The sequence below is a fragment of the Opitutaceae bacterium TAV5 genome (assembly GCA_000242935.3).
Lineage (GTDB): Bacteria > Verrucomicrobiota > Verrucomicrobiia > Opitutales > Opitutaceae > Geminisphaera.
Genome location: CP007053.1, coordinates 4,541,956 through 4,560,976, shown reverse-complemented (window position 1 = coordinate 4,560,976; position 19,021 = coordinate 4,541,956). Strand labels below are relative to the sequence as shown.

Sequence of the window (19,021 nt, the reverse complement as noted above, 5' to 3'; positions counted from 1 at the left end):
TTTTTCCGCGCCCGGCCGAAAGCAGACGCGCCGGAACGGTCCGCGTTGGGTTTCCCCCGCCGCCGGACAAAGTCACCGCATCCGAATTTTTCCTGTCATGAAAATCCAGCACATCGCCTTCGGGCTCACCGCCGCCACCGCGTTGTCCACGGTCGGCCTTTTCGCCCAGGCGCCTTCGACCACGTTCCTCTCCGATTTCGGCTCGGTCGAATTCGTTGCCTCCGCCGGTTTTGTCGCCAACGCCGACACCGTCACCGGCGGCTCGAAAACCGGCGACGTCGATATCAGCCACTTCCGGATCACCGCCATCCAGCCCTATCGGCTGTCGCCGGCGATCACGCTCGAAGGCGGCATCCACGTCGACTACCTCGACATCAACACCAGCAGCGCGGCCGTGGCGCTGCCGGATGAACTGGTTCAGGTTGCGCTCGTCATTGGCGCCACCTGGCAGATCAACCCGGACTGGGAGCTCCTGGCCAATGTCCGCCCCGGCCTCTATGGTGACGGCGAAGTGAGCGACAGCGATCGCTTCAACGTTCCGTTCAACGTCATGGCGCGCTGGACCGTGAATCCGGCCCTCGCGCTGGTCTTCGGCGTGCGCGTGAATCCGTTTGCGGACGACGTCGTGATGCCCGTCGCCAGCCTGCGCTGGCAGATCAACGAATCGTGGCTGCTCACCGCCGGCGTGCCGCGCACCGAGATCGCGTACGCGGTGAACGACCGTCTCTCGGTTTTCGGCGGAGTGGGTGTGAACGGCGGAACGTATGCCACCGACGATCCCGGCATCCAGGCGCCGGCCGGCCGCAATCTGCGTAACACCAAAGTCGATGTCAGCGAGTTCAATGCGAGCGTCGGTGCGACCTGGAAACTGACGCCGCGCCTGTCCCTGCGGGTCGAAGGCGGCTACGTTTTCGAACGCGAATTCGATTATTATGACCGCAATGTGAAGGTCGAACCCGACGACGCCGCGTTCGTCTCCCTTTCGCTGACCGCATCGTTCTAGCAGTTGGCAGACACCTCCGATGATTACGCCCGTTCACCCGCCGGACCTGTCACTGGCCGAGCTTCTGGCCCTCCGGGATGAACTGGTCGAACTGGCCGCGACCCTCGACCTCGGCGGACGCTACACCAGTGCCTCGAGCGCGCTGACCCTGTCGCACTGGCTCGGCGCTCTCGCCGCCGGCAAGGAATGCGTTCGCGGCCACAAGACCGTGCTTCCCGGAGTGAAACAAGCGGGTTGACCCGATTTCGTTCATACAATCACGCGCCACAAAACTCGCACGGTATTTGCATACGGAATGCAACTTGCTACGCTTGCGTCCGTCCGCATTCACCGTGATTCCCGCCGGCTCTTCTTCTACCACACCGCCGCGGCCAGCCGCCTCCCCGCTCTCCGGAGGAAGCGTTGCCGTTGCCTCTCCCTTGTCATCCTCGGCCGCCGCCAGCGGGCCGGCCGCTGCATCCGCCGCGTCCGCGCTCGCCTCGCCCGGCAAATCCGTCGCCCTGCTCGGTCCGCTCCTGCTGCTCACCTTCCCCATCTACTGGGTGTTCGCCCGCAGCCCGGAAACGCCCGTCGGCCCCGGCACCTGGGCGCTCGTGTTCATCTCCGCCCTGGCCAACGTCATCGTCATCGCCTACCACTACATCATCCCCGCCCATCCGAAATTCCTGATGGTGCCGTGGCGGCGCCGGATTCTGCGGATACACATCCTCTCCGGCAGCATCGAACTCGTCGCCGGCTTCACTGCCTGCGTTACCGGCAATGTCCCCGCCGCCCTCGTCACGGCCTGCGCGGCGCTGTTTTTCCATGTGCCGTCGGCGTTTTTCCAGACTCCCGGCGTGTTCGGCAGCAAGGCCATCATGGTGCCCTCGTACCTGCTGTGCATCGTCACCCACGGTTTCTGCGCCGGCATGCTGCTCGCCCATCCGGAATCGCGTATGTGGGCGGTGAATACCTTTCTCGTTTTCAACATCTACGTCTGGTGCCGCATTTATTATTACATCTTCGACATGCTGAGGCTCTTCAGCCCGATGAAGTACTCCATCGCGATCCTCGCGGCCGGCGCCACCATGATCCCCGCCCTCTTCGGCTCGCTCGGCTTCCTCCTGCTGGTCACCTTCATCGGCGCCTACATCCTGCTCTACCGCCTCGTCTTCATCCGCACCCCGGCCGAATACAACGACTTCGTTCGCGAAAAAGCGCGCGACAGCACCCTGCCCCCCGACTCCGCCCATCTCTGGAGAGCCGCCACCCTTGCGGACTCTGCCGGCGAGGATGCCGCCCGCAACTGGTTCGACGGACTCGATCGCGACCATGACGGCCAGCTCGACGGCGAGGAGCTGCAACAGGCGCTCGCGCCCTGGGGCCTGTCCGCCGCCGCAGCCGCGGCCTGCGCCGACCGCCTGCTCGCCTCCGGCCCGGTCGATTTCGAGCGCTTCCGGCGCGATCTCTGGAGCATCGGCGCCATCCGTTCCCACGCGCTCCACGCCATCGCCGTCGAACGCGCCGTCACCGACCGCGACAAGGCCGGGCTCGTTTTCCGTCACCTCGACATCGACGGCGACGGCCTCCTCGGCGCCACCGAGCTCGACCTGCTCCTCCTCGAGTGGGGCCTGCCCGAATCGGAAACCGACCGCTACCTCGCCCGCACCGACCGCGATGCCGACGGCCGCATCACCTTCGCCGAATTTCTCCACAAGATGGAGCCCGTCTGGCGTTACATCTACCACGACGTCTTCCGCGCCACCTGGACGCGCCGCCCCCGCGAGATGATCGGCCGCGGCCTCTCCGCCGTCCTCGATGCCCGCAAGACCGACGCCCTCCGCGAGCGGGTCAAACGCGACCTCCTCCGCCGCGTCCCCTTCCTCGCCGGTGCGGGCGACGAACTCATCGGCGACCTCGCCGCCTCGCTCGTTTCCGAAACCTTCCCGGCCGGCGCCACCCTCGTCACCGAGGGCTCCGAGGGCGACAAATTCTACCTCGTCGCCGCCGGCCTCGTGCGCGTGAGCAAGGCCGGCGAAATCCTCGCCGATCTCGGCCCCGGCGGCTGCATCGGCGAAGGCAGCCTGCTCACCGACGAACCTCGCTCGGCCACCATCACCGCCGTCCATCCGTCAACGCTCTTCGCCCTCACCCGCGCCGCCTTTTCCTGGCTCACGGAAAATCACCCGCACATCCGCGCCCAACTCCGCGCCCTGCACGAAAACCGCCGCATCGACATCAACACCCGCGCCCTCCGCCGGCAACTCGCCGGCCGCGTCCCCTTCCTCCGCGACCTCAACAACACCGCGCTCGTGGCCGATCTTGCCGACGAAATGCAGCCGGTGTTTTTCAAGGGCGGCGAAACCATCCTCCGCGAAGGCGAACCCGGCAACAGGTTCTACATGGTCGCCACCGGCGCCGTCCGCATCAGCCGCAAGGGTGAGACTTTCGCCACCCTCCACGCCGGCGGCTGTTTCGGTGAAGGCGCGCTGCTTTCAGCCTCCGCCCGCCGCGCCGCCACGGCCGTCGCCGATGGCAACACCCGCCTCTTCTCGCTCGACCGCGAGGCCTTCGAAACGATCCTCGCCCGCCACCCCGCCGTCCGCGAAACCCTGCTCGCGCTCAATCGTTCCCGCGTATCCTCCACCCCATGACAACATCGCCGGCCACCCCAGCGTCCCCCTCCTCGCCCGCAACCCGCGCGTCCCGCCGCCCTGTCCGCGTGCTCGTCCTCGGCGGCGGCTACGTCGCCATCTGGCTCGTCAAACAGCTCCGCCACGCCGTCCGCCGCGGAGAGATCGATCTCATCGTCATCGACCAGAACAATTACCATACCTTCCACGGCCTCGTGCCCGAACTCCTTGTCGGCAAGATCCAGGCCGCGCAGATCATCTCGCCCTCGCGCCGCCTCTTTGCGCCCGGCCACTTCATCTGCGCCGAGGCCAATGCCATCGACACCGCCCGCAAGCAGGTCCACTTCACGCGCCACCTCGACGGCCGCCCCGGCACGGTCGATTACGACCATCTCGTCGTCAATCTCGGCTCCGTGGACAACCTCACGCGTTACCGCGGCGTCGGCGAGCACACCCTTCGGCTCAAGAGCTATCTCGATTGCCTGCGCGTGCGCAATCACCTGCTCGCCATGCTCGAACTCGCCGAGCCCGAGACCGATCCCGAAGAACGCCGCCGGCTCCTCCACTTCGTCATCGCCGGCGGCAACTACGCCGGCATCGAGGTCGCCGCCGAACTCGCCGGTTTTCTCGACGACCTCGCCCGGCGCGATTTTCCCGGCATCCGCCGCGACGAATGCCGCATCACCATCGTCCATTCCGGCAACGCCATCCTCCCCGAACTCGGTCGCCGCTTCCCCGCCCTCTCGCAACACGCCGCCGCCGTCCTCGGACGCCGCGGCGTCACGCTCCGCCTCGGCGTCCGGCTCAAGTCCGCCACACCCGTCGCCGCCCTCCTCTCCGACGATTCGCAGCTCGACACCCGCACCATCATCTCGTGCACCGGTACCGCGCGTCATCCGCTGCTGGATACGCTTCCTTTCGCGCGCGACGACCACGGCCGCCTCGTCACCGATCCCTTCGGCCGCGTGGATGCCGCGGCCTGTGTCTGGAGCGCCGGCGACTGCGCCGCCGTCCCGATGAAAAACGGCGAGACCGCGCCCGCGCTCGCGCTCTACGCCATGAAAGGCGGCGCCACGGTCGGGCAAAACCTCCTTCGCACCCTGCGCGGCCGGCCGCTCCGCCCTTATGCGTTTACCGGCATGGGCGACTGCTGCGTGCTCGGCGCCGGGCAGGCGGTCGGCCAGCTTTTCGGGCTGCCGCTGAAAGGAATCCCGGCCTGGCTCGTGTGGCGCTCCTGCATGATCGTTTACCTGCCCGCCTGGTCGAAACGCGTGCGCACCCTGCTCGACTGGATCACTGTGCCGCTCTTCGGCCGCGAGATCACCAGCGTGCAGAGCTCCGGGCAAACCGGAGTCACCCGCGAACTCTACGAACCCGGCCAGGTCATCATCCGCCAGGGTGACATCGGCCGCTCCATGTACCTGATCCAGTCCGGGAGCGTCGAGGTGCTTGCTCCCGGCGACGCCGGCCACGCCGGCGGTTCACAGGACGGCCAGCCTGTCGCCATCCTCAGCGCGGGCGACCATTTCGGCGAGATTGCCGTCCTGCACGACGTGCGTCGCACCGCCACCGTCCGCGCGCTGGAGCCGGTCGCGCTGCTCCGCATTTCGCGCGACGAAACCCGCCAGCTCGTTTCTTCGTTCAAGCCTTTCGCTGCCGTCGCCGAACCGCGAACGCCGCCACATTCCCCGGCCCCCGCGCCTGCCTCCGGCAACCTCCCGGCCGCTTCCGATCATGAGTGAATCCGCCATCCACCTGATCCTCTTCGCCATCGCCGCGCTTACGCTGGTCGCAGGCGTCGCCGCCCTTGCCCCGCGGACGGTCTTCGCGCGTCGTCTGCCGGCCGATACATTTGGCGCGGGTGGCTGGCTCGTCCTGCGTCACTGGGGCGTGCTGGTCGTGATCTGCGGCCTCCTGCTCTTCTGGGCCGCGCGCGATGCGACGGTCCGCCACCCGCTGCTCCTCGCCGTCGGCGCCGAAAAACTCGCCTTCGGCCTGCTCGTCCTGCGCCGGCGGACAACGCCGCTCGGCAAACTGCTCCTCCCCGGCGCCCTCTGCGACCTGCTCGCCTGCCTCCTCTTCCTCCTTTGCTGGCTGGCGGCACGCTGATTTATATCCCTCAAGAGCAGCGATCACATGGGTGCCACGCATCAGAAATAACGATGTTCAAAAAATCGGCTTGCATTTGACTACCAAAATAGAATTTTGGCTATCAAATGAACCCTGCCGAGACTCACTCCAAGCTCGATAATATTTTTTCCACCCTCAGGAACCGGATTGCAGACGGCCACTGGTCAATTGGCAGTCAAATACCCACCGAAATTGAACTGGCTGCCGAATTCGGCTGCAGTCGGTCCACGGTCAGCAAGGCCATTGCCCAGCTTGTCCACGCCGGTCTTGTCGAGCGTCGTACCAAAACCGGCACCCGCGTCCTGCGCAGCACCCCGTCCGCCTCCCGTCCTGAAATCGAACTCGATGCCTTCGCTTTCATTTATCCCAGCGATCAGCACGACGGCATCTGGCGCACGCTCAAAGGATTTCAAGACGCCGGCCGCAAAGCCGGACGCCGCATCGTCATGCTGCCCAGCGGCACCGATTATCAGAAGGAGATGGAATTCGTTGGCCGCCTCTCCGAGTTCGACGTCAAGGGCGCCGTGGTTTTCCCGCTCCTGCCCACCCCCGAAGACGTCGTCAATTTTTCACGCGCTCTCATTGCCTCGCGCCTTCCGATCGTCCTCACCGAAGTCAGCCTTCCCGCCATCGGCAGCCCCACGATCATCGTGGACGCCTTCCACGCGGCCTGCACCGTGACACGCCACCTGATCGAGCGCGGGATGCGCCGCATCGGCTTTCTCGCCAACTACGCCAACATCCCCGCCGTCACCGATGAATACCGGGGCTACCTCTGGGCGCTGGAAGAAGCCGGCCTCACGCCCCCGCCCGGCGGCGTGGTGCTCGACCCGGAAGTGCATCCCGACTTCGAAAACCCGTTGCGCGAATCCACCGATCTCGGCCATCGGCTCCTCGCCTCCGCCAACAATACGCTCGACGCCGTCGTCTGCGCCAACGACTACCTTGCGCTCGGCTGCCTTTACGCCGCCCGTGAACGCGGCCTCCAGGCCCCCCGCGACCTGCGCCTGGCCAGTTGCAACGACTACGGACTCACCGGCCCCGACGGCCTCACCCTGACCACCTACAAGATTCCGCGGGAGGAAATAGGCCGTCGCAGCTTCGAGATGCTCGATCAAATCGTATCCAGGAAACCACTCATTCACCACGAGGAGACTGTCCGGGGAACTCTCATCGCCGGGCACTCAAGTGCTTGATTCCCCACACGCCTTTTTTTCCCCCACACGCCTGCCATCGCCTTTTTTCGTTCGCCCAAACCACTGCCATCACAAGCCAACCCATATCAAAATTATGACTATAAAAACCCGCACCCTCGCCGTCCTGTCCGCCCTCGTCTGCGCCACGACGCTCGCCCAAGCCGACGCCACGCTTACGAACCGCTATGAGTTCAACGGCACTCTCAACGACTCCGTCGGTACGACCGGCGCCGCCGCCAGCGGAACCGGAACCTACTCCGAAGCCCCTGGTTTCGGCGGCGGCACCCCCACGGGCGCCACCAACCCCAGCCAATCGCTTCAGGTCGGACAAACCACCGACGTCCGCTCCGGTTTCACCATCAATAGCGCCGCCTATTCCGGGACAGGCTCCATCAGCCTCTGGCTCCGGTCTGATCTGGCCGCAACTACGAACAGTCAGGCGGACTACGTGTTCAACCAGGGCGGAGATTGGCAGAAAGGAATCAGACTCTTTCTCCGCGACAATAATAGCAACCAGCTCCGTTTCGCCATTGGAGACACGACCATCGGCACCTGGTCGGCGGGGGTGACGCAGGACACCTGGTATCATGTCGCCGTCACTTGGGACACGGCCAACACAAGCGCATTCTTCTATGTCAACGGTGCTCTCATCGGTAGCAGCACCAGCGTTGCCGCCAGCAAGTTCGCCACCACCAATATCAACGTCGGCAACTGGAGTTTTCCCGCCGGGACCAGCAGCAGCTATCTCGAGAACCAATTCAAAGGCGCTATCTACGACTTTCAGATATACTCGGGGCTGCTCGACGCCGGGCAGGTGGCCTTCCTCGCCGTCAACCCCGGACTCGCCATCGCCGTCCCCGAACCCGGCACCCTCGTACTTTTCCTCGGTAGCGTCTCCTTGGCCTGGACCGTAGCTTGCCACCGTCGCCGCACCCGCCGGGCCTGATCCCCTTTATCTTCACATCCTGTCAAGCCATGAACATCCCTCGCCTTGCCGCCATCCTGACCGGTATCCTTTGCGCCAGCACATCCGCCCATGCCACCGCTACGCTGACACATCGATACGAGTTCAACGGTAACCTGAATGATTCCATCGGCACCGCCAATGCCATTGCCGCCACCATTGATGGTTTGCCGGCAGCGTTGGCTTACGATGCCGCCCGCCCGCCCGAAGCCTCCGGTCCGGTCGCTTCCATTCAGATCGGGCAGGCTGCCGACAGCGTATCGGGATTCACCATTCCCGTTGTGGCATTGTCCGACGTGGGTTCGCTGAGCTTTTGGTTCAAGGCAGACCGAAGCAATGCGGGTGAAGGCGCGGATTACCTCCTCAACATGGGTGGCACCTACAACAAAGACCTCCGCATATCCATCGCAGCCGACAAAGACCGGGTGGAGATCAATGTCGCAAACACCAACACCCAACTCGGAAAAATCACCGAACATGCTTGGTATCATGTCGTCGTCACATGGGACAAGACCGCCCAAACGGCCAATCTCTATTTCAATGGTGCACTGGCCAAGAACAGGACGTGGGATGATCCCGCCCGTTTTTCCCTGGCCCCAGGGCGTGTAGGCAACTGGGCATTTTCACCCAAATACACCAACAATCAGTTCAAGGGCTCCATCTACGATCTCCAGGTATACTCCGGGCAACTCGACGCCTCCGAAGTGAAGCAACTTTACGCTGCGCCTGGCAGCGTCATCGGTTCCGTTGACTGACGCCAACAGGACCAGGTGACATACTCCCATAGAGGCAATTGGCCCCACTGCTCCGGCAAGAATTTCGAACGGAGAGAAAAACATCCCCATCACGAACACCTGAATCGACATTCCCGATACCCAACCGATGAAAACGTTACCTCACAACAAACAATTCGTCAGGCTTACCCGGAACCCCGGTTTTACATTGATCGAGCTCCTTACCGTGATCGCCATCATCGGCGTGCTGGCAGGGCTTATGTTGGCCACGCTCGGACGGGTCCGGAGCCATGCCCGCTCCACACAGTGCAAAAGCAATCTTCGCCAGATCGGTGTGGCTGCAGGGATGTATTCTGTCGATGACCGGGGATACATCGTGCCTGCGTTTGATCCGAGTGATCAAAACAACAAGCCGCTTCATAAAAATCATTGGACCGGATTGCTCGCCGCTTACATGGGGCGAAGTGCGACGGGTGATTTTTCCGGCTATCGGGAAGTCCCTGTATTCGTTTGTCCGGGCAAGGAGGGAGGATTTGGTTATGGGCATAACTACTTCTGGTTGAGCAAGGGCACGGGTGGTGTGCTGGCCGGGAGGATGAACATGTCGCAGGCAGACAATCCTTCCCGCACCGTATTGTTCACGGACCAATATCATGCCGATACGGTCGCATGGCGCGGCTTTGTTCGCCCGGCTGCGTGGGGGACCTGGAAAACACCTGACGATTATACCGTTTCCTTTCGCCATTCCGGTGACACTTGCAATGTTGTCTGGCTGGACGGGCATGTTTCTTCCGAGTCGAAAAATAGCAAATTCGCCAAATCAGATGATGTCTGGCGACTCTGGTCCGGACAGACGGAGCATTACCAGTAACTGACTGGCGGGTCCGGGGAGCGCACGCGTCTCGCGTGTTGTGTTCGGCGTCTCGCCGAACAGCTTCGGGCCGAGAGGCTCGGGCGGGACGCCCAAGCCGGCACACGAGACGCGTGCGCTCCCCGGACCACCTGCCGCGTCATACCAGTTAATTTACCCAAGGCCTATGAAGTCCCTTTCCCTCTACATTGTTTTGTGGCTCACTTTCGCTTGCGGAGGCGCCGCGTCTGGCGTTGTGCCGCCATTTTATCCGGAGCCCACGCCTTTGCCTCCCGCGTCCACCGCCATCACCCCGCGGGAGATCAAAGTGGCGTTGCCGGACGGCACGCGGATCGTCCCTGGTGATTTCAACGAGACCCGCTCGCTGAACGGGAACTGGAAACTTTCCCGTCTGGAACAGTCGGCTGCTCCCTTTGGCGAGCCCACGGCGCGCGACAGGGAATATGAAAAAACCGACTTCGACGATTCCGCCTGGGACGAGATTCCCGTGCCGTTGGACTGGTATCGGCAATACCCCAGGTTTCGCTCCAGGTCGCAGCCCTACGTCAAGGGCACTTATCGCCGCGCCTTCGACTTGTCCGGAGATGACCTCGCCCGGGGCAAACGGGTGCTGCTGCATTTCGGCGTCATCGGCTACGACGCCACGGTGTTCGTCAACGGTCGCGAGGTCGGCCGGCACAAGGGCGATTTCACGCCCTGCGAGTTCGATGTGACCGACGCCGTCCGCGCCGGTGAAAACCGGATCGCCCTCCGCGTCCTGACCGACTTCGGCCCCAACCGAGGCGACGTGCCGCTCGCCACCCACGTGTATGGCTCCCAGTGGGGTTTTGACGACATCAAAGGCGGCCTCTGGCAGTCGGTCTCCCTGCGGCTGGAGCCCGCCATCCGGTTCCGGCAGATTTTCGTTACCCCGGTGCTCGCCGACGACTCCCTGCGCATCGACTATGTGATCGACAACCGGACCGGCCGGGACGCCATGCTCGGCCTGGGCTTCGCGGTGAGCACCGCGCTCAAGGCCGATCCCAACCGCCTGAACGCCGCCGTCGGCCCGGGCGCGGTCTCGCTCAAGCCCGGCGACAACACCGGTTCGGCCACGATCAGGCTGGACCGCCCCGTCCGGTGGTCGCCCGACGAACCGTTCATGTATTACCTTAACGGATACATTCGGGCGCGAGACGGTCAGGTTGTCTCCGCCCGCGCCGAACGCTTCGGCTTCCGGGATTTTCGGATCATCGACGGCAAGTTCCACCTGAACGGCACGCGGATCTACCTCTTTGGGGAAAACTTCTCCTCCGCGACATACGGCGGACGGGGACGCACCCCGGAGGAAGACCGCGAGCAGCTCCGCGGCCGGCTGGCGCGCTTCAGGAGCCTCGGCGTGAATATCCTTCGCCCCGCGCACATGCCGCCCGTGCCCGACGCCCTTGAACTGGCCGACGAGATCGGGATCATGATCTACAACGAGTGGGGCTGGTCCTTCACCAACAGGATCGACGTGCCGGCCTTTCAGGAAAACAACGACCGCGAGCTGGCCGAGTGGCTGGCCCGCGACCACAACCACCCCTCGGTGGTCATGTGGAGCACGGGCAACGAGGTCATCCACAAGGACCGGCCGGAGATCAGGTGGCTGCTCGACCGCCAGGTGGACCTCGTCCGCCGGCTCGACCGGCAGGGCCGCCCGGTCGGGAGTTTCTCGGGGTCGGCGAGCTGGTTTTCCTACGGCACCGAGCCGCTCAACACGGACTTTCTCGACCTGCATGATTACGCCGGGTTTTTCCGGCCGTCGTGGACGGTCTTCCGTTCTGTCATGGACAAGAATTACGCCGGCTCGCTGGAGCACTACGGCCGGGAGGGCCGCGACCTCGGGATGCCCTATGTCATCTGGGAGTGCGTCGGCTTCTCCTGGGGCGGCCTGTCGGACCCGGAGTTCAGGCTGAACGACATCGAGGCCTACGCCAGATACGCACGCGCCCCTGCCAGTTGGGGAAAGCCCAACGGCATCGGCCTGGCGGGCACCATCGGCCTCGCCGCCGCGCTCGATCCGGAACGCGGGCTGCCCTACGGCCGGGCGAAATTCGGGCACCGGCTGCTGGAGCAGGTGCGGCAGGACCTCCGGGTCGACGGCTTCGCCCCCTGGTTCCTCTCCGACACCCTCGAGGCCGCGACCCTGTGGAATCAGCCGGTCCTGCCCGGCATCCGCAACGCAGCGGGCCTGCCCCCGGTGAATTTCTTTTCCGGCGACACCGACGAGGCCGAGCTCTTCGCCGTCAACAGCACGCCGGAGCCCCTGCGCGACGTCCATTTCCGCGTGTGGCTGCGGACGCCCGCAGGGGAAGATGTCGAGCTGGGCCGGTTTTCCCCGGGAGAGATAGCCCCCTGGCACAAGGCCGTCCTGCCGGTGAAGCTCTCGATCCCCCCGGTGTCATCTCCCTGTCCGCAAATCCGCATTACGTTGAACAACTCCGCGGGCGGCGTCATCGGCCGGAATTTCTACAACGTCGGCATCCGGGACCGCACGCTGCTCGCCGAACCCCTCGCCGTGGCGGAAACCGTCGCGCTGCTCGACACCGGCGATGCCGGCTCCGTGGACCGCACTGCGGGCATCCTCACCGCGTTGTCTGTGCCGTTCGACACCGTGCCCGTCGCCCGGCTTTCCTCGCAGCACACGGCCGCGATCCTGCCCGCCGCCTCGCCGGGCCCGGGCGGAGTCGCCGTGGACCACCGCGCGCTGCGCGCGTGGGCGCGGGAAGGCGGCAAGCTCCTCATTCTGGAGCAAGCCCCCTCCGACCGCAGCCTCCTGCCCGGCCTGAAAGTTGTCCCCTCCCATCTGGCCTACGTCGATCTGGCCATCCCGGAGCATCCGGTTTTCGCAGGGCTTTCGCAGCGGGATTTCGACCAGTGGAACAGCCCCGACGCCGGCTACGTCATCGACGCGGGCATTGAGCCTTTCACGACCAATGCCATCGCCGTGCGCGCCCCGCAGCTCTCGTCGAACAAGATCGAGAACGCCGTCATGGAAGCCACGGTGGGGCGCGGGCGGATTTTCTGGACGCAACTCAACGCCACCCGGCTCTGGGGCGTGGACAGCTCCGCGTCGCTGTATTTGCGAAACGTGCTCGGCTACATGCTGGGCGGCGCTCCGGCCTATGCCAAGGTGAAGCCGCTGCCGGAGAGCGGTGGCCAGCTTGCGGTCATCCCGGCCGGCCGCGAAATCTTTATCGACCTTTCCGCGCATGCGAACCAGGGCTTCGCCGATGACGGGAAGCGGGGGGGCTGGACTGCCCAGGGACCCGATGACTTTGCCGGCATGCCCACCGGGCTGCAGGAGTTGCGAGGCGTGCCGTTCCGGATCATCGACCCCGCCGCCAACGGCGGAAAATCCTGTCTGGTTCTCCGCGGCTCGGAGCGCCCCGGATTTCCGGCGCGGATCGATGGCCTGCCGGTGAACCGGAAACTGACCCGCCTCTTCTTCCTCCACGCCAGCGCGTGGCCGGGAGACGATGTCGGCCGCTACCGGCTCCACTACGAGGACGGCACGCACCACGACTACCTGCTGGTAAACGGGCGCAACATCGGCGACTGGCGCGCCCCCCGCGAGCTGCCCGAGGCGACTCCGGTCATCGTCCGGGGCAACCGGCAGGGAACGGGCCTGGTCGGCGTTTACCGGGCCGTGCTGGAGAACCCTCATCCGCAAAAGAAAATCCTCACCATCGATTTCCTCTCGTCCGGTTTCGACAACACCATCGAGTGGCTGCCCGGCATCGCTCCGGTTCCGATCCTGGTGGGCATCACCGGCGAACTGGCCCCGTAAGCGCAGCGGCTTTTGGTCTGGCCGGGGAAGCGGCGTTCGCAGGATCAGTAGCGCCGGCGCTCGACCGGGTGCGGCGCTAGCCCCTGCCCTGCCGCGCCTCGCTCGGCGTCTGCCCTGTGCGTTGCCTGAACACCCTGCAAAAAGTCGGCGTGTTCCGGTAACCGCTCAGGCACGCCACCGCGTCGATCTTGTAGCCGGTGGTTTCCAGCAGCGAACGCGCCTGCTGCTGTTTGCCCTGCCGCTTTCTTACCTGGGTGACAGTTGGCGGGCAAAAAACGTCGTGATGCCGCCCAATATCGCCGGTCGCGTCTAGAAACCTTCCTCTTCTCAGCCACCTCGCCCCCCCCCGACACCTTGCTGAGACATCAGGCAAAAGGGAGACTGCCCCGCTGACGAAACACTTTTGTGCTTGCTACATCATCAAAACAACCTCAACTGTTATAACTGTAATGCGATATCTGGATTCAATATGCCCCCCTGAATCACTGAGTGACTTCCGGCGCAACAGCACCGCCGGGATCCATCGGGAGCTTGCGCACTATCTTCAGGGGAAAATCGAATCCGGCGCGCTCCAGCCCGGCGAGAAACTCCCCTCCGTGCGGGAACTCGCCCGACTCTGGGGAACGAACATCTTTTCCGTCAAACTGGCGACCGACTCGCTGGTCAACACCGGGCTCCTGAACAAACAGCAGGGAAAGGGAATGTTTGTCGCCGCCCAAAATGGCGAAGTGCTTCGCGTCGGGATCTACATGTCGAAAGCCCCCGACTCCTTCTCCTTTTCCGACATCTCATTTGCCTTTGCCTTGCGCGACATGCTTTGCGCGAGGCTTCAGCGGCAAGGCATCGAATTTGTCCTTTATGACGACTACCGGCCAAGTGAAGAGCACCTGAAACCGCCCGCGGAACTGCAGGACGCGATCATCTCCAGCCGGCTGCAATCTGTTATAGGAGTTATAGTCAGATCCTATGATCAGAACTGGTTTAATCGTCTCCCTATCGGGAAAATCCGCATGATGCGGGACCCCCTGATCGATTTCGATGGCATCGCGGCAAAGCTCAAGCAGCGGGCTTGCCAACGCGTGGCGATGATTGCCCCGGCAGGCATACCCAAAAGAGAGGCGGACAGCTTTCTTGTCACCGGCCTGAAATCCGTTGGCGTGACGATTCGTCCGGACCGCCTGCGCCTGATCGAGGAAAGCGAAATCTCCCGGCATGGCTGGGGGGAAATCGGTTACCGCAACACCAGGGAACTGCTCTCCGCCAAACGCCGTCCGGATGCCTTGATCGTTTACCCGGACAACACGGTTCAGGGCGCGATTCAGGCCATCCTGGAATCAGGGATCAAGGTTCCCAAAGACCTCTTCGTTTTTTTCCACCGCAACGTGGAACTGAGTTATTACTGCAACTTCGACGCCGACTATATCGACGTCTCCATCTCGGACATCGCCGACAAGTTGATCCAACGCATATCGGACGGCGGCGAAAAACCCTGATCCCGCCAAATCCCCAAATTCCGTCAAAAAACCAAAATCGCCCTGCCATGAACCCAACATCAAAAATAAACCGTAAGACCCCGTGCGCCGCCGCCCTCCTGATCGGCCTCGTCACGTTTTTACTTCTCTCCGCCACCACTCAAGCGGCAACACCGCCCAGCCTGAACTGGAATGGCGATACCGGTGTCTATAGCTTTACTGTCGGCGGGAGTAGCACGAACAATTCGACTCCGGGCATGAAGATCACCCTGCCCGCCTACACGGAACTCAACCAGACCGGTTGGGAGCTAACCTCCTTCACTTGGCTGTCCAGCAGTGGCACAAGTGCCGCCCCTACTGGTCGCGGCTATGTTCTGATTTTCGACGATACCTTCGACCCAAATGGGAAGCCCCCCTCGACGGTTAACACTTCGACCACTGGCTTGATCGCCACTAGCGGTGAGTGGACGAAGGACTCCACCAAGATATATCCCTTTACAAACCGTGTGGTTTTGGAAGCAGGGGCATCTTATTACTTCCTGAACAACCAATCGGTCACCACCGCCCAAACGCCCGCGGCTCCCTATAATTACGGTTTCAATAATACGGCTACGATAGCAAACGTTGAGCGGTGGAACTTGAGCGGCGGCAATTGGATAGCAACAGTTGGGGCGCCCAATTTTTCGATGACGCTCACTCCGGTGATCTCCAACGTTCCGGAACCCGCGACGGTCACCACGGTCCTTGGTCTCGTCGGCATCGCTTGCTTTCTGTTCAAGCGCCGCCGCTGACCCGGTGACGTTCACGCGCACCTCCCCCCCCGCTACCCGTCATGATTTCTCCGCGTTCCTCCCGGCTACGCAGTTTTCTCGCCCTTGCCCTCGCCTCCGTCGGCATTTCCGGGATACCCATCATTGCCCGGGCGGCGGCTGAGGCCACGGTGCTCCGCGCCGAATACGACCCGCCTCTCCGGTGGGTCGCGTGGAACGCGGAGGAAATCGAATCCATCACGACCAACTCGGATGACCAGAAGCGCTCCACCAAGGGGCTCCTCAATGGTAAAACCAAGACCTGCACATTTTTCAAAAAACTCGAAGGCAGCGTCACTACCATCCGCTTCAAACAGCCCCGGCAAATCGGTCGTCTGGCCTTCTTGCAAGGAGGCTCTGAAAACTGGGCTCTGCCCCGCCAACTCACCGTCATCTTTAATGGCGACGAAGCGAATCCCCTGCGCATCGAACTCCAGAACGCTCGCGGCAAAATCCAGGCCATTCCCCTCAACCGCGCCGTCCGCCAACTCACCGTCCGCGTCGAAACCACATGGCGTGAATCCGGCAAAAGCATGACTTGGGGTGGCTTCTCCGGCATCGGCGAGGCCGACATCGCCCCCGCCGAGTGGTCCCTGCTCGAGAGCCCCCTTCAACCGCAGCAGACCCGGCTGCGCCTCAGCGTCACCGCCTCCGCTCGCACGCAGGCCAGCCTGACGGCCATGATCGACAACCGTATCACCTACGACTATCCCCCGCTCGACATTCAGGCTGGCACGCACGACTACGTCATCGATCTCGGCAAGCTCACCGAATCCGAACCCTACGACCTGCCCGCCCGCGCACAGCATCTGGACAAACTTATCCTGACAAGCACCGATCCCGATACCGCGCTCAAGATAGAGACTGTCACGCCGCTTGAAGCCGCGCTGCCCGAGGCCCGCTGGGACCCGCTGCCCCCCATCCATTTTCCCACGCGCCTGGTTGATGGCGAAACGTGGAAGGAAGGACACAGCTACCATACCGCCGGCCGCTTCGGCAACACTCCCTACAACGGACTCCTCACCGAACTCGTCGGCGCCTCGTGGTTCCGCGCCTACTCCGCCAATGCCGGGCAACTCGCCCGTCGCCAGGAATTCGACTTCTATGCCGATGGCCAGCAGACCGACGACACCGGGCGCGGCGAGGAGCTTTGGAAGATCAACATTCGCAAAACCGACGCAGACTCCGAGAAGATCAATGTGAACTGGACCACCATGAAAGTGGACCTGAAGATCGAAAATGACACGCTTCACTACATCTATGGCGTCCTTGCCCCCGGCTTCCTCGTCGATTCCCCCCGGGTCCTCAACCTTAGCTCCCGGGGCGGCGGCAACATCCCCATCCGCAGTGGCGCACCCGACGAGGAAGAGGACCGCTTCCAGACGCTCTCCTCCACGTCGGACTCCGGAGGATTTCCCCGGATCGGCCCCGCCGCCATCCTTACCAGCCAAGGTCTGCTGACCAAGCCGCAGGACATCCGGGACCTGAATGAGCCCTGGTTCGTGGGCATCTGGGGCATTGGCGATGACAACCCCACGTTCTGGGGAGACAAGGCCGTGGCCGTGCTCTTTAGCAGCGACGCCCAAGACCCTGTCAAATGGACCGCAGCGGGCCTCCGCCTGCCGCCCGGACGCTGGGCCATCAGCACCGCCTTCCATGGCCTGCTCAATGACAACTGGGACGCCGCGTTGCTCGCGGACCGCGCCCGCCTCCTCACCCGCTTCCTCCGCACCTATCCGGTAGACTGCCGCGAGTATTACAAAGTCGAGGACGACACCGTTCGCATTTTCAACGAATTCACCTACGAACGCTGGGGCCGTCCCGACTGGCAGGCGTCCGACTACGCCCCTATCCCGCCGATTTACAGTTGGGGCAAGGATTCTCGCGGCTGGCCCGGGATTCCCGGTGGCGCAGGCGTCTCGCCCGCAACCATTGCCTCTCCGCGTGGCACGGGCAACTCCCCCTCGGACATTCACACCCCCTTCGGCCCCTGGCGCTGGCAAAACGGCAACACCCTCGCCTACACGCTCCCCCGCTTCGCCACTCCACACGCCGCCTTCCCCCGCCGTCCCGAATTCGAAGACATCATCACGAAGGCCGAGGATGAGGTCCACGCCGTCATGACCGGTGCACCCGCGGATGGGAACGCCTTCCGGCAATACAACAACCACCCGTGGCATCTGGCCTACTTCAAGCGCTGGTCCCACGGACTCCTCGGCGGCAGCTTCTTCGGCGAGCAAGCCCGCGGCGATATCCTCGACGTCGCCCGGCCACTCGTCCACCGCATGTATGAACCCTCATCGTGGATTCCCCGCAAAGAACGTTTCAGCGGCGAACCCTACTACATCCGCGGCTGGCGCGACCGTCGCGCGCTGCCCGCGATGTTTGGCGATCCCAACTCCAATGTCGGCCAGGCTGCGTATTCACTTTATCTCTACGCCAAATACAGCGGTGACTGGACGCTGGTCGAAAAACTCTGGCCGCGCGTAATGGACACCCTGCGCATCTTCGAAGTCCTCAACGATTGGGCCGTCCCCCAGACCACCTCGCGCGAAGCCGTCAAATACGGCTCCATCGATATGGACACCATCGCCTATGCCGGCGTCGCCGCGATGGGCCGCATGGCTGAGGTGCTGGGCAAAACCGAGGACGCCGAACGCATTGCCTACCTCCAGGCCAAGCTCGCGGCCGCCACCGCGCTCCGTCTCAACTTCGCCCGCTATCTCGACCCGGAAAAAAAATTCCCCCGACTCTACGGAGCCGGCTTTGCCGAAGACGGGCCCTCCATCGAGACCGCCAAGGCCGGTTGGGGTGTGGGCCTGGATCACATCGCCATGTGCCTCACCTGGACCGGCGAGTTGCCCGAAATGTATTCCTTCCTTTTCAACGTTCTCGGTGCCGACTTCATGAGGGAATTCCAGTCCGACTTCATGGAAAAATATTTCCCGGACTGGCGCACCATGCCCACCAACACCGGGCGCAGTGCGGCCCATATCGCTGCCCGCAGTTACCTGCCCGACTGGCCCGCCGACAAAATAAAAGAGGACATCAACATCTGGCTGAAACACATCAAAAAAGGCCAACCTCCCTATACCACCGCCGGCATGATCGGTGCCTGGAGCGGCCACGACACCGGCGTCTCGCTCATCAACTGGGAGCCTGCCCGGTTCGTCTCCAGCACGTGGGAGCAGGCTCGCCGCCTCCTCACCGTCGAACTGACCGCGGACAAACCCTTCACCCTTGAATTCGCCGCGCCGGGTCGCGTCGCTGCCGTCGTTCTTGATGGGAAGCCGTTGCCCGCAAACGCGCTCACGCAGTCGCCCGCGCTCAACGCCGCCAATCCCGCCGCCCTTCACTACCGCCTGCAACTCCCGCGCGGCGGCAAGCTCTTGGTTACCTTTCACCCATAACCCGCCACA

The 19,021-nt window shown here is 63.5% G+C and carries 13 protein-coding genes; all 13 read left to right on the top strand.

What is annotated here, in order from left to right; translation table 11 throughout:
* Positions 1 to 97: 97 nt before the first annotated feature.
* The 13 genes from OPIT5_19410 (at position 98) to OPIT5_19350 (ending at position 19,012) form a co-directional block, all read left to right on the top strand.
* Complete coding sequence (locus tag OPIT5_19410) at positions 98 to 1,003, top strand: hypothetical protein (GenBank protein ID AHF92078.1); 906 nt, start codon at positions 98 to 100, stop codon at positions 1,001 to 1,003.
* 19 nt (positions 1,004 to 1,022) lie between these two features.
* Positions 1,023 to 1,241, top strand: coding sequence for a hypothetical protein (locus OPIT5_19405; GenBank protein AHF92077.1), 219 nt, complete (start codon positions 1,023 to 1,025; stop codon positions 1,239 to 1,241).
* 94 nt (positions 1,242 to 1,335) lie between these two features.
* Positions 1,336 to 3,636, top strand: a complete 2,301-nt coding sequence (locus OPIT5_19400; GenBank protein AHF92076.1) for a Crp/Fnr family transcriptional regulator — start codon at positions 1,336 to 1,338, stop codon at positions 3,634 to 3,636.
* Positions 3,633 to 5,357 carry a cyclic nucleotide-binding protein gene (locus tag OPIT5_19395; protein AHF92075.1) on the top strand — a complete coding sequence of 575 codons (1,725 nt, stop codon included), beginning with the start codon at positions 3,633 to 3,635 and terminating at the stop codon, positions 5,355 to 5,357. Before OPIT5_19400 ends, OPIT5_19395 begins: the two co-directional genes overlap by 4 nt.
* Positions 5,350 to 5,724, top strand: a complete 375-nt coding sequence (locus OPIT5_19390; protein ID AHF92074.1) for a hypothetical protein — start codon at positions 5,350 to 5,352, stop codon at positions 5,722 to 5,724. Before OPIT5_19395 ends, OPIT5_19390 begins: the two co-directional genes overlap by 8 nt.
* 107 nt (positions 5,725 to 5,831) lie before the next feature.
* Positions 5,832 to 6,941 (top strand): transcriptional regulator, encoded by a 1,110-nt coding sequence (locus tag OPIT5_19385; protein ID AHF92073.1) that lies wholly within the window; start codon positions 5,832 to 5,834, stop codon positions 6,939 to 6,941.
* Positions 6,942 to 7,035: 94 nt separating this feature from the next.
* Positions 7,036 to 7,887: an anchor protein gene (locus OPIT5_19380; protein ID AHF92072.1), complete on the top strand. Its 852-nt coding sequence runs from the start codon at positions 7,036 to 7,038 to the stop codon at positions 7,885 to 7,887.
* A gap of 29 nt (positions 7,888 to 7,916) precedes the next feature.
* On the top strand, positions 7,917 to 8,660 hold the full coding sequence (locus OPIT5_19375) for a hypothetical protein (protein ID AHF92071.1): 744 nt from the start codon (positions 7,917 to 7,919) through the stop codon (positions 8,658 to 8,660).
* A gap of 127 nt (positions 8,661 to 8,787) precedes the next feature.
* Positions 8,788 to 9,510 carry an N-terminal cleavage protein gene (locus tag OPIT5_19370; GenBank protein AHF92070.1) on the top strand — a complete coding sequence of 241 codons (723 nt, stop codon included), beginning with the start codon at positions 8,788 to 8,790 and terminating at the stop codon, positions 9,508 to 9,510.
* Positions 9,511 to 9,676: 166 nt separating this feature from the next.
* Positions 9,677 to 13,321 carry a glycoside hydrolase family 2 gene (locus OPIT5_19365; GenBank protein ID AHF92069.1) on the top strand — a complete coding sequence of 1,215 codons (3,645 nt, stop codon included), beginning with the start codon at positions 9,677 to 9,679 and terminating at the stop codon, positions 13,319 to 13,321.
* A 449-nt stretch (positions 13,322 to 13,770) separates the two neighbouring features.
* A complete protein-coding gene (locus tag OPIT5_19360; protein AHF92068.1) occupies positions 13,771 to 14,814 on the top strand; it encodes a GntR family transcriptional regulator in 1,044 nt (347 codons plus the stop codon).
* A gap of 47 nt (positions 14,815 to 14,861) precedes the next feature.
* Positions 14,862 to 15,584, top strand: a complete 723-nt coding sequence (locus tag OPIT5_19355; protein AHF94533.1) for a hypothetical protein — start codon at positions 14,862 to 14,864, stop codon at positions 15,582 to 15,584.
* Positions 15,585 to 15,625: 41 nt separating this feature from the next.
* Positions 15,626 to 19,012 carry a hypothetical protein gene (locus tag OPIT5_19350; protein ID AHF92067.1) on the top strand — a complete coding sequence of 1,129 codons (3,387 nt, stop codon included), beginning with the start codon at positions 15,626 to 15,628 and terminating at the stop codon, positions 19,010 to 19,012.
* The last annotated feature ends 9 nt before the right edge of the window (positions 19,013 to 19,021 follow it).

Bases quoted from the DNA above. Each gene is read 5' to 3' on its own strand.
- OPIT5_19410 (AHF92078.1), top strand. From the start codon at position 98: ATGAAAATCCAGCACATCGCCTTCGGGCTCACCGCCGCCACCGCGTTG.
- OPIT5_19405 (AHF92077.1), top strand. From the start codon at position 1,023: ATGATTACGCCCGTTCACCCGCCGGACCTGTCACTGGCCGAGCTTCTG.
- OPIT5_19395 (AHF92075.1), top strand. From the start codon at position 3,633: ATGACAACATCGCCGGCCACCCCAGCGTCCCCCTCCTCGCCCGCAACC.
- OPIT5_19390 (AHF92074.1), top strand. From the start codon at position 5,350: ATGAGTGAATCCGCCATCCACCTGATCCTCTTCGCCATCGCCGCGCTT.
- OPIT5_19385 (AHF92073.1), top strand. From the start codon at position 5,832: ATGAACCCTGCCGAGACTCACTCCAAGCTCGATAATATTTTTTCCACC.
- OPIT5_19380 (AHF92072.1), top strand. From the start codon at position 7,036: ATGACTATAAAAACCCGCACCCTCGCCGTCCTGTCCGCCCTCGTCTGC.
- OPIT5_19375 (AHF92071.1), top strand. From the start codon at position 7,917: ATGAACATCCCTCGCCTTGCCGCCATCCTGACCGGTATCCTTTGCGCC.
- OPIT5_19370 (AHF92070.1), top strand. From the start codon at position 8,788: ATGAAAACGTTACCTCACAACAAACAATTCGTCAGGCTTACCCGGAAC.
- OPIT5_19365 (AHF92069.1), top strand. From the start codon at position 9,677: ATGAAGTCCCTTTCCCTCTACATTGTTTTGTGGCTCACTTTCGCTTGC.
- OPIT5_19360 (AHF92068.1), top strand. From the start codon at position 13,771: ATGCGATATCTGGATTCAATATGCCCCCCTGAATCACTGAGTGACTTC.
- OPIT5_19355 (AHF94533.1), top strand. From the start codon at position 14,862: ATGAACCCAACATCAAAAATAAACCGTAAGACCCCGTGCGCCGCCGCC.
- OPIT5_19350 (AHF92067.1), top strand. From the start codon at position 15,626: ATGATTTCTCCGCGTTCCTCCCGGCTACGCAGTTTTCTCGCCCTTGCC.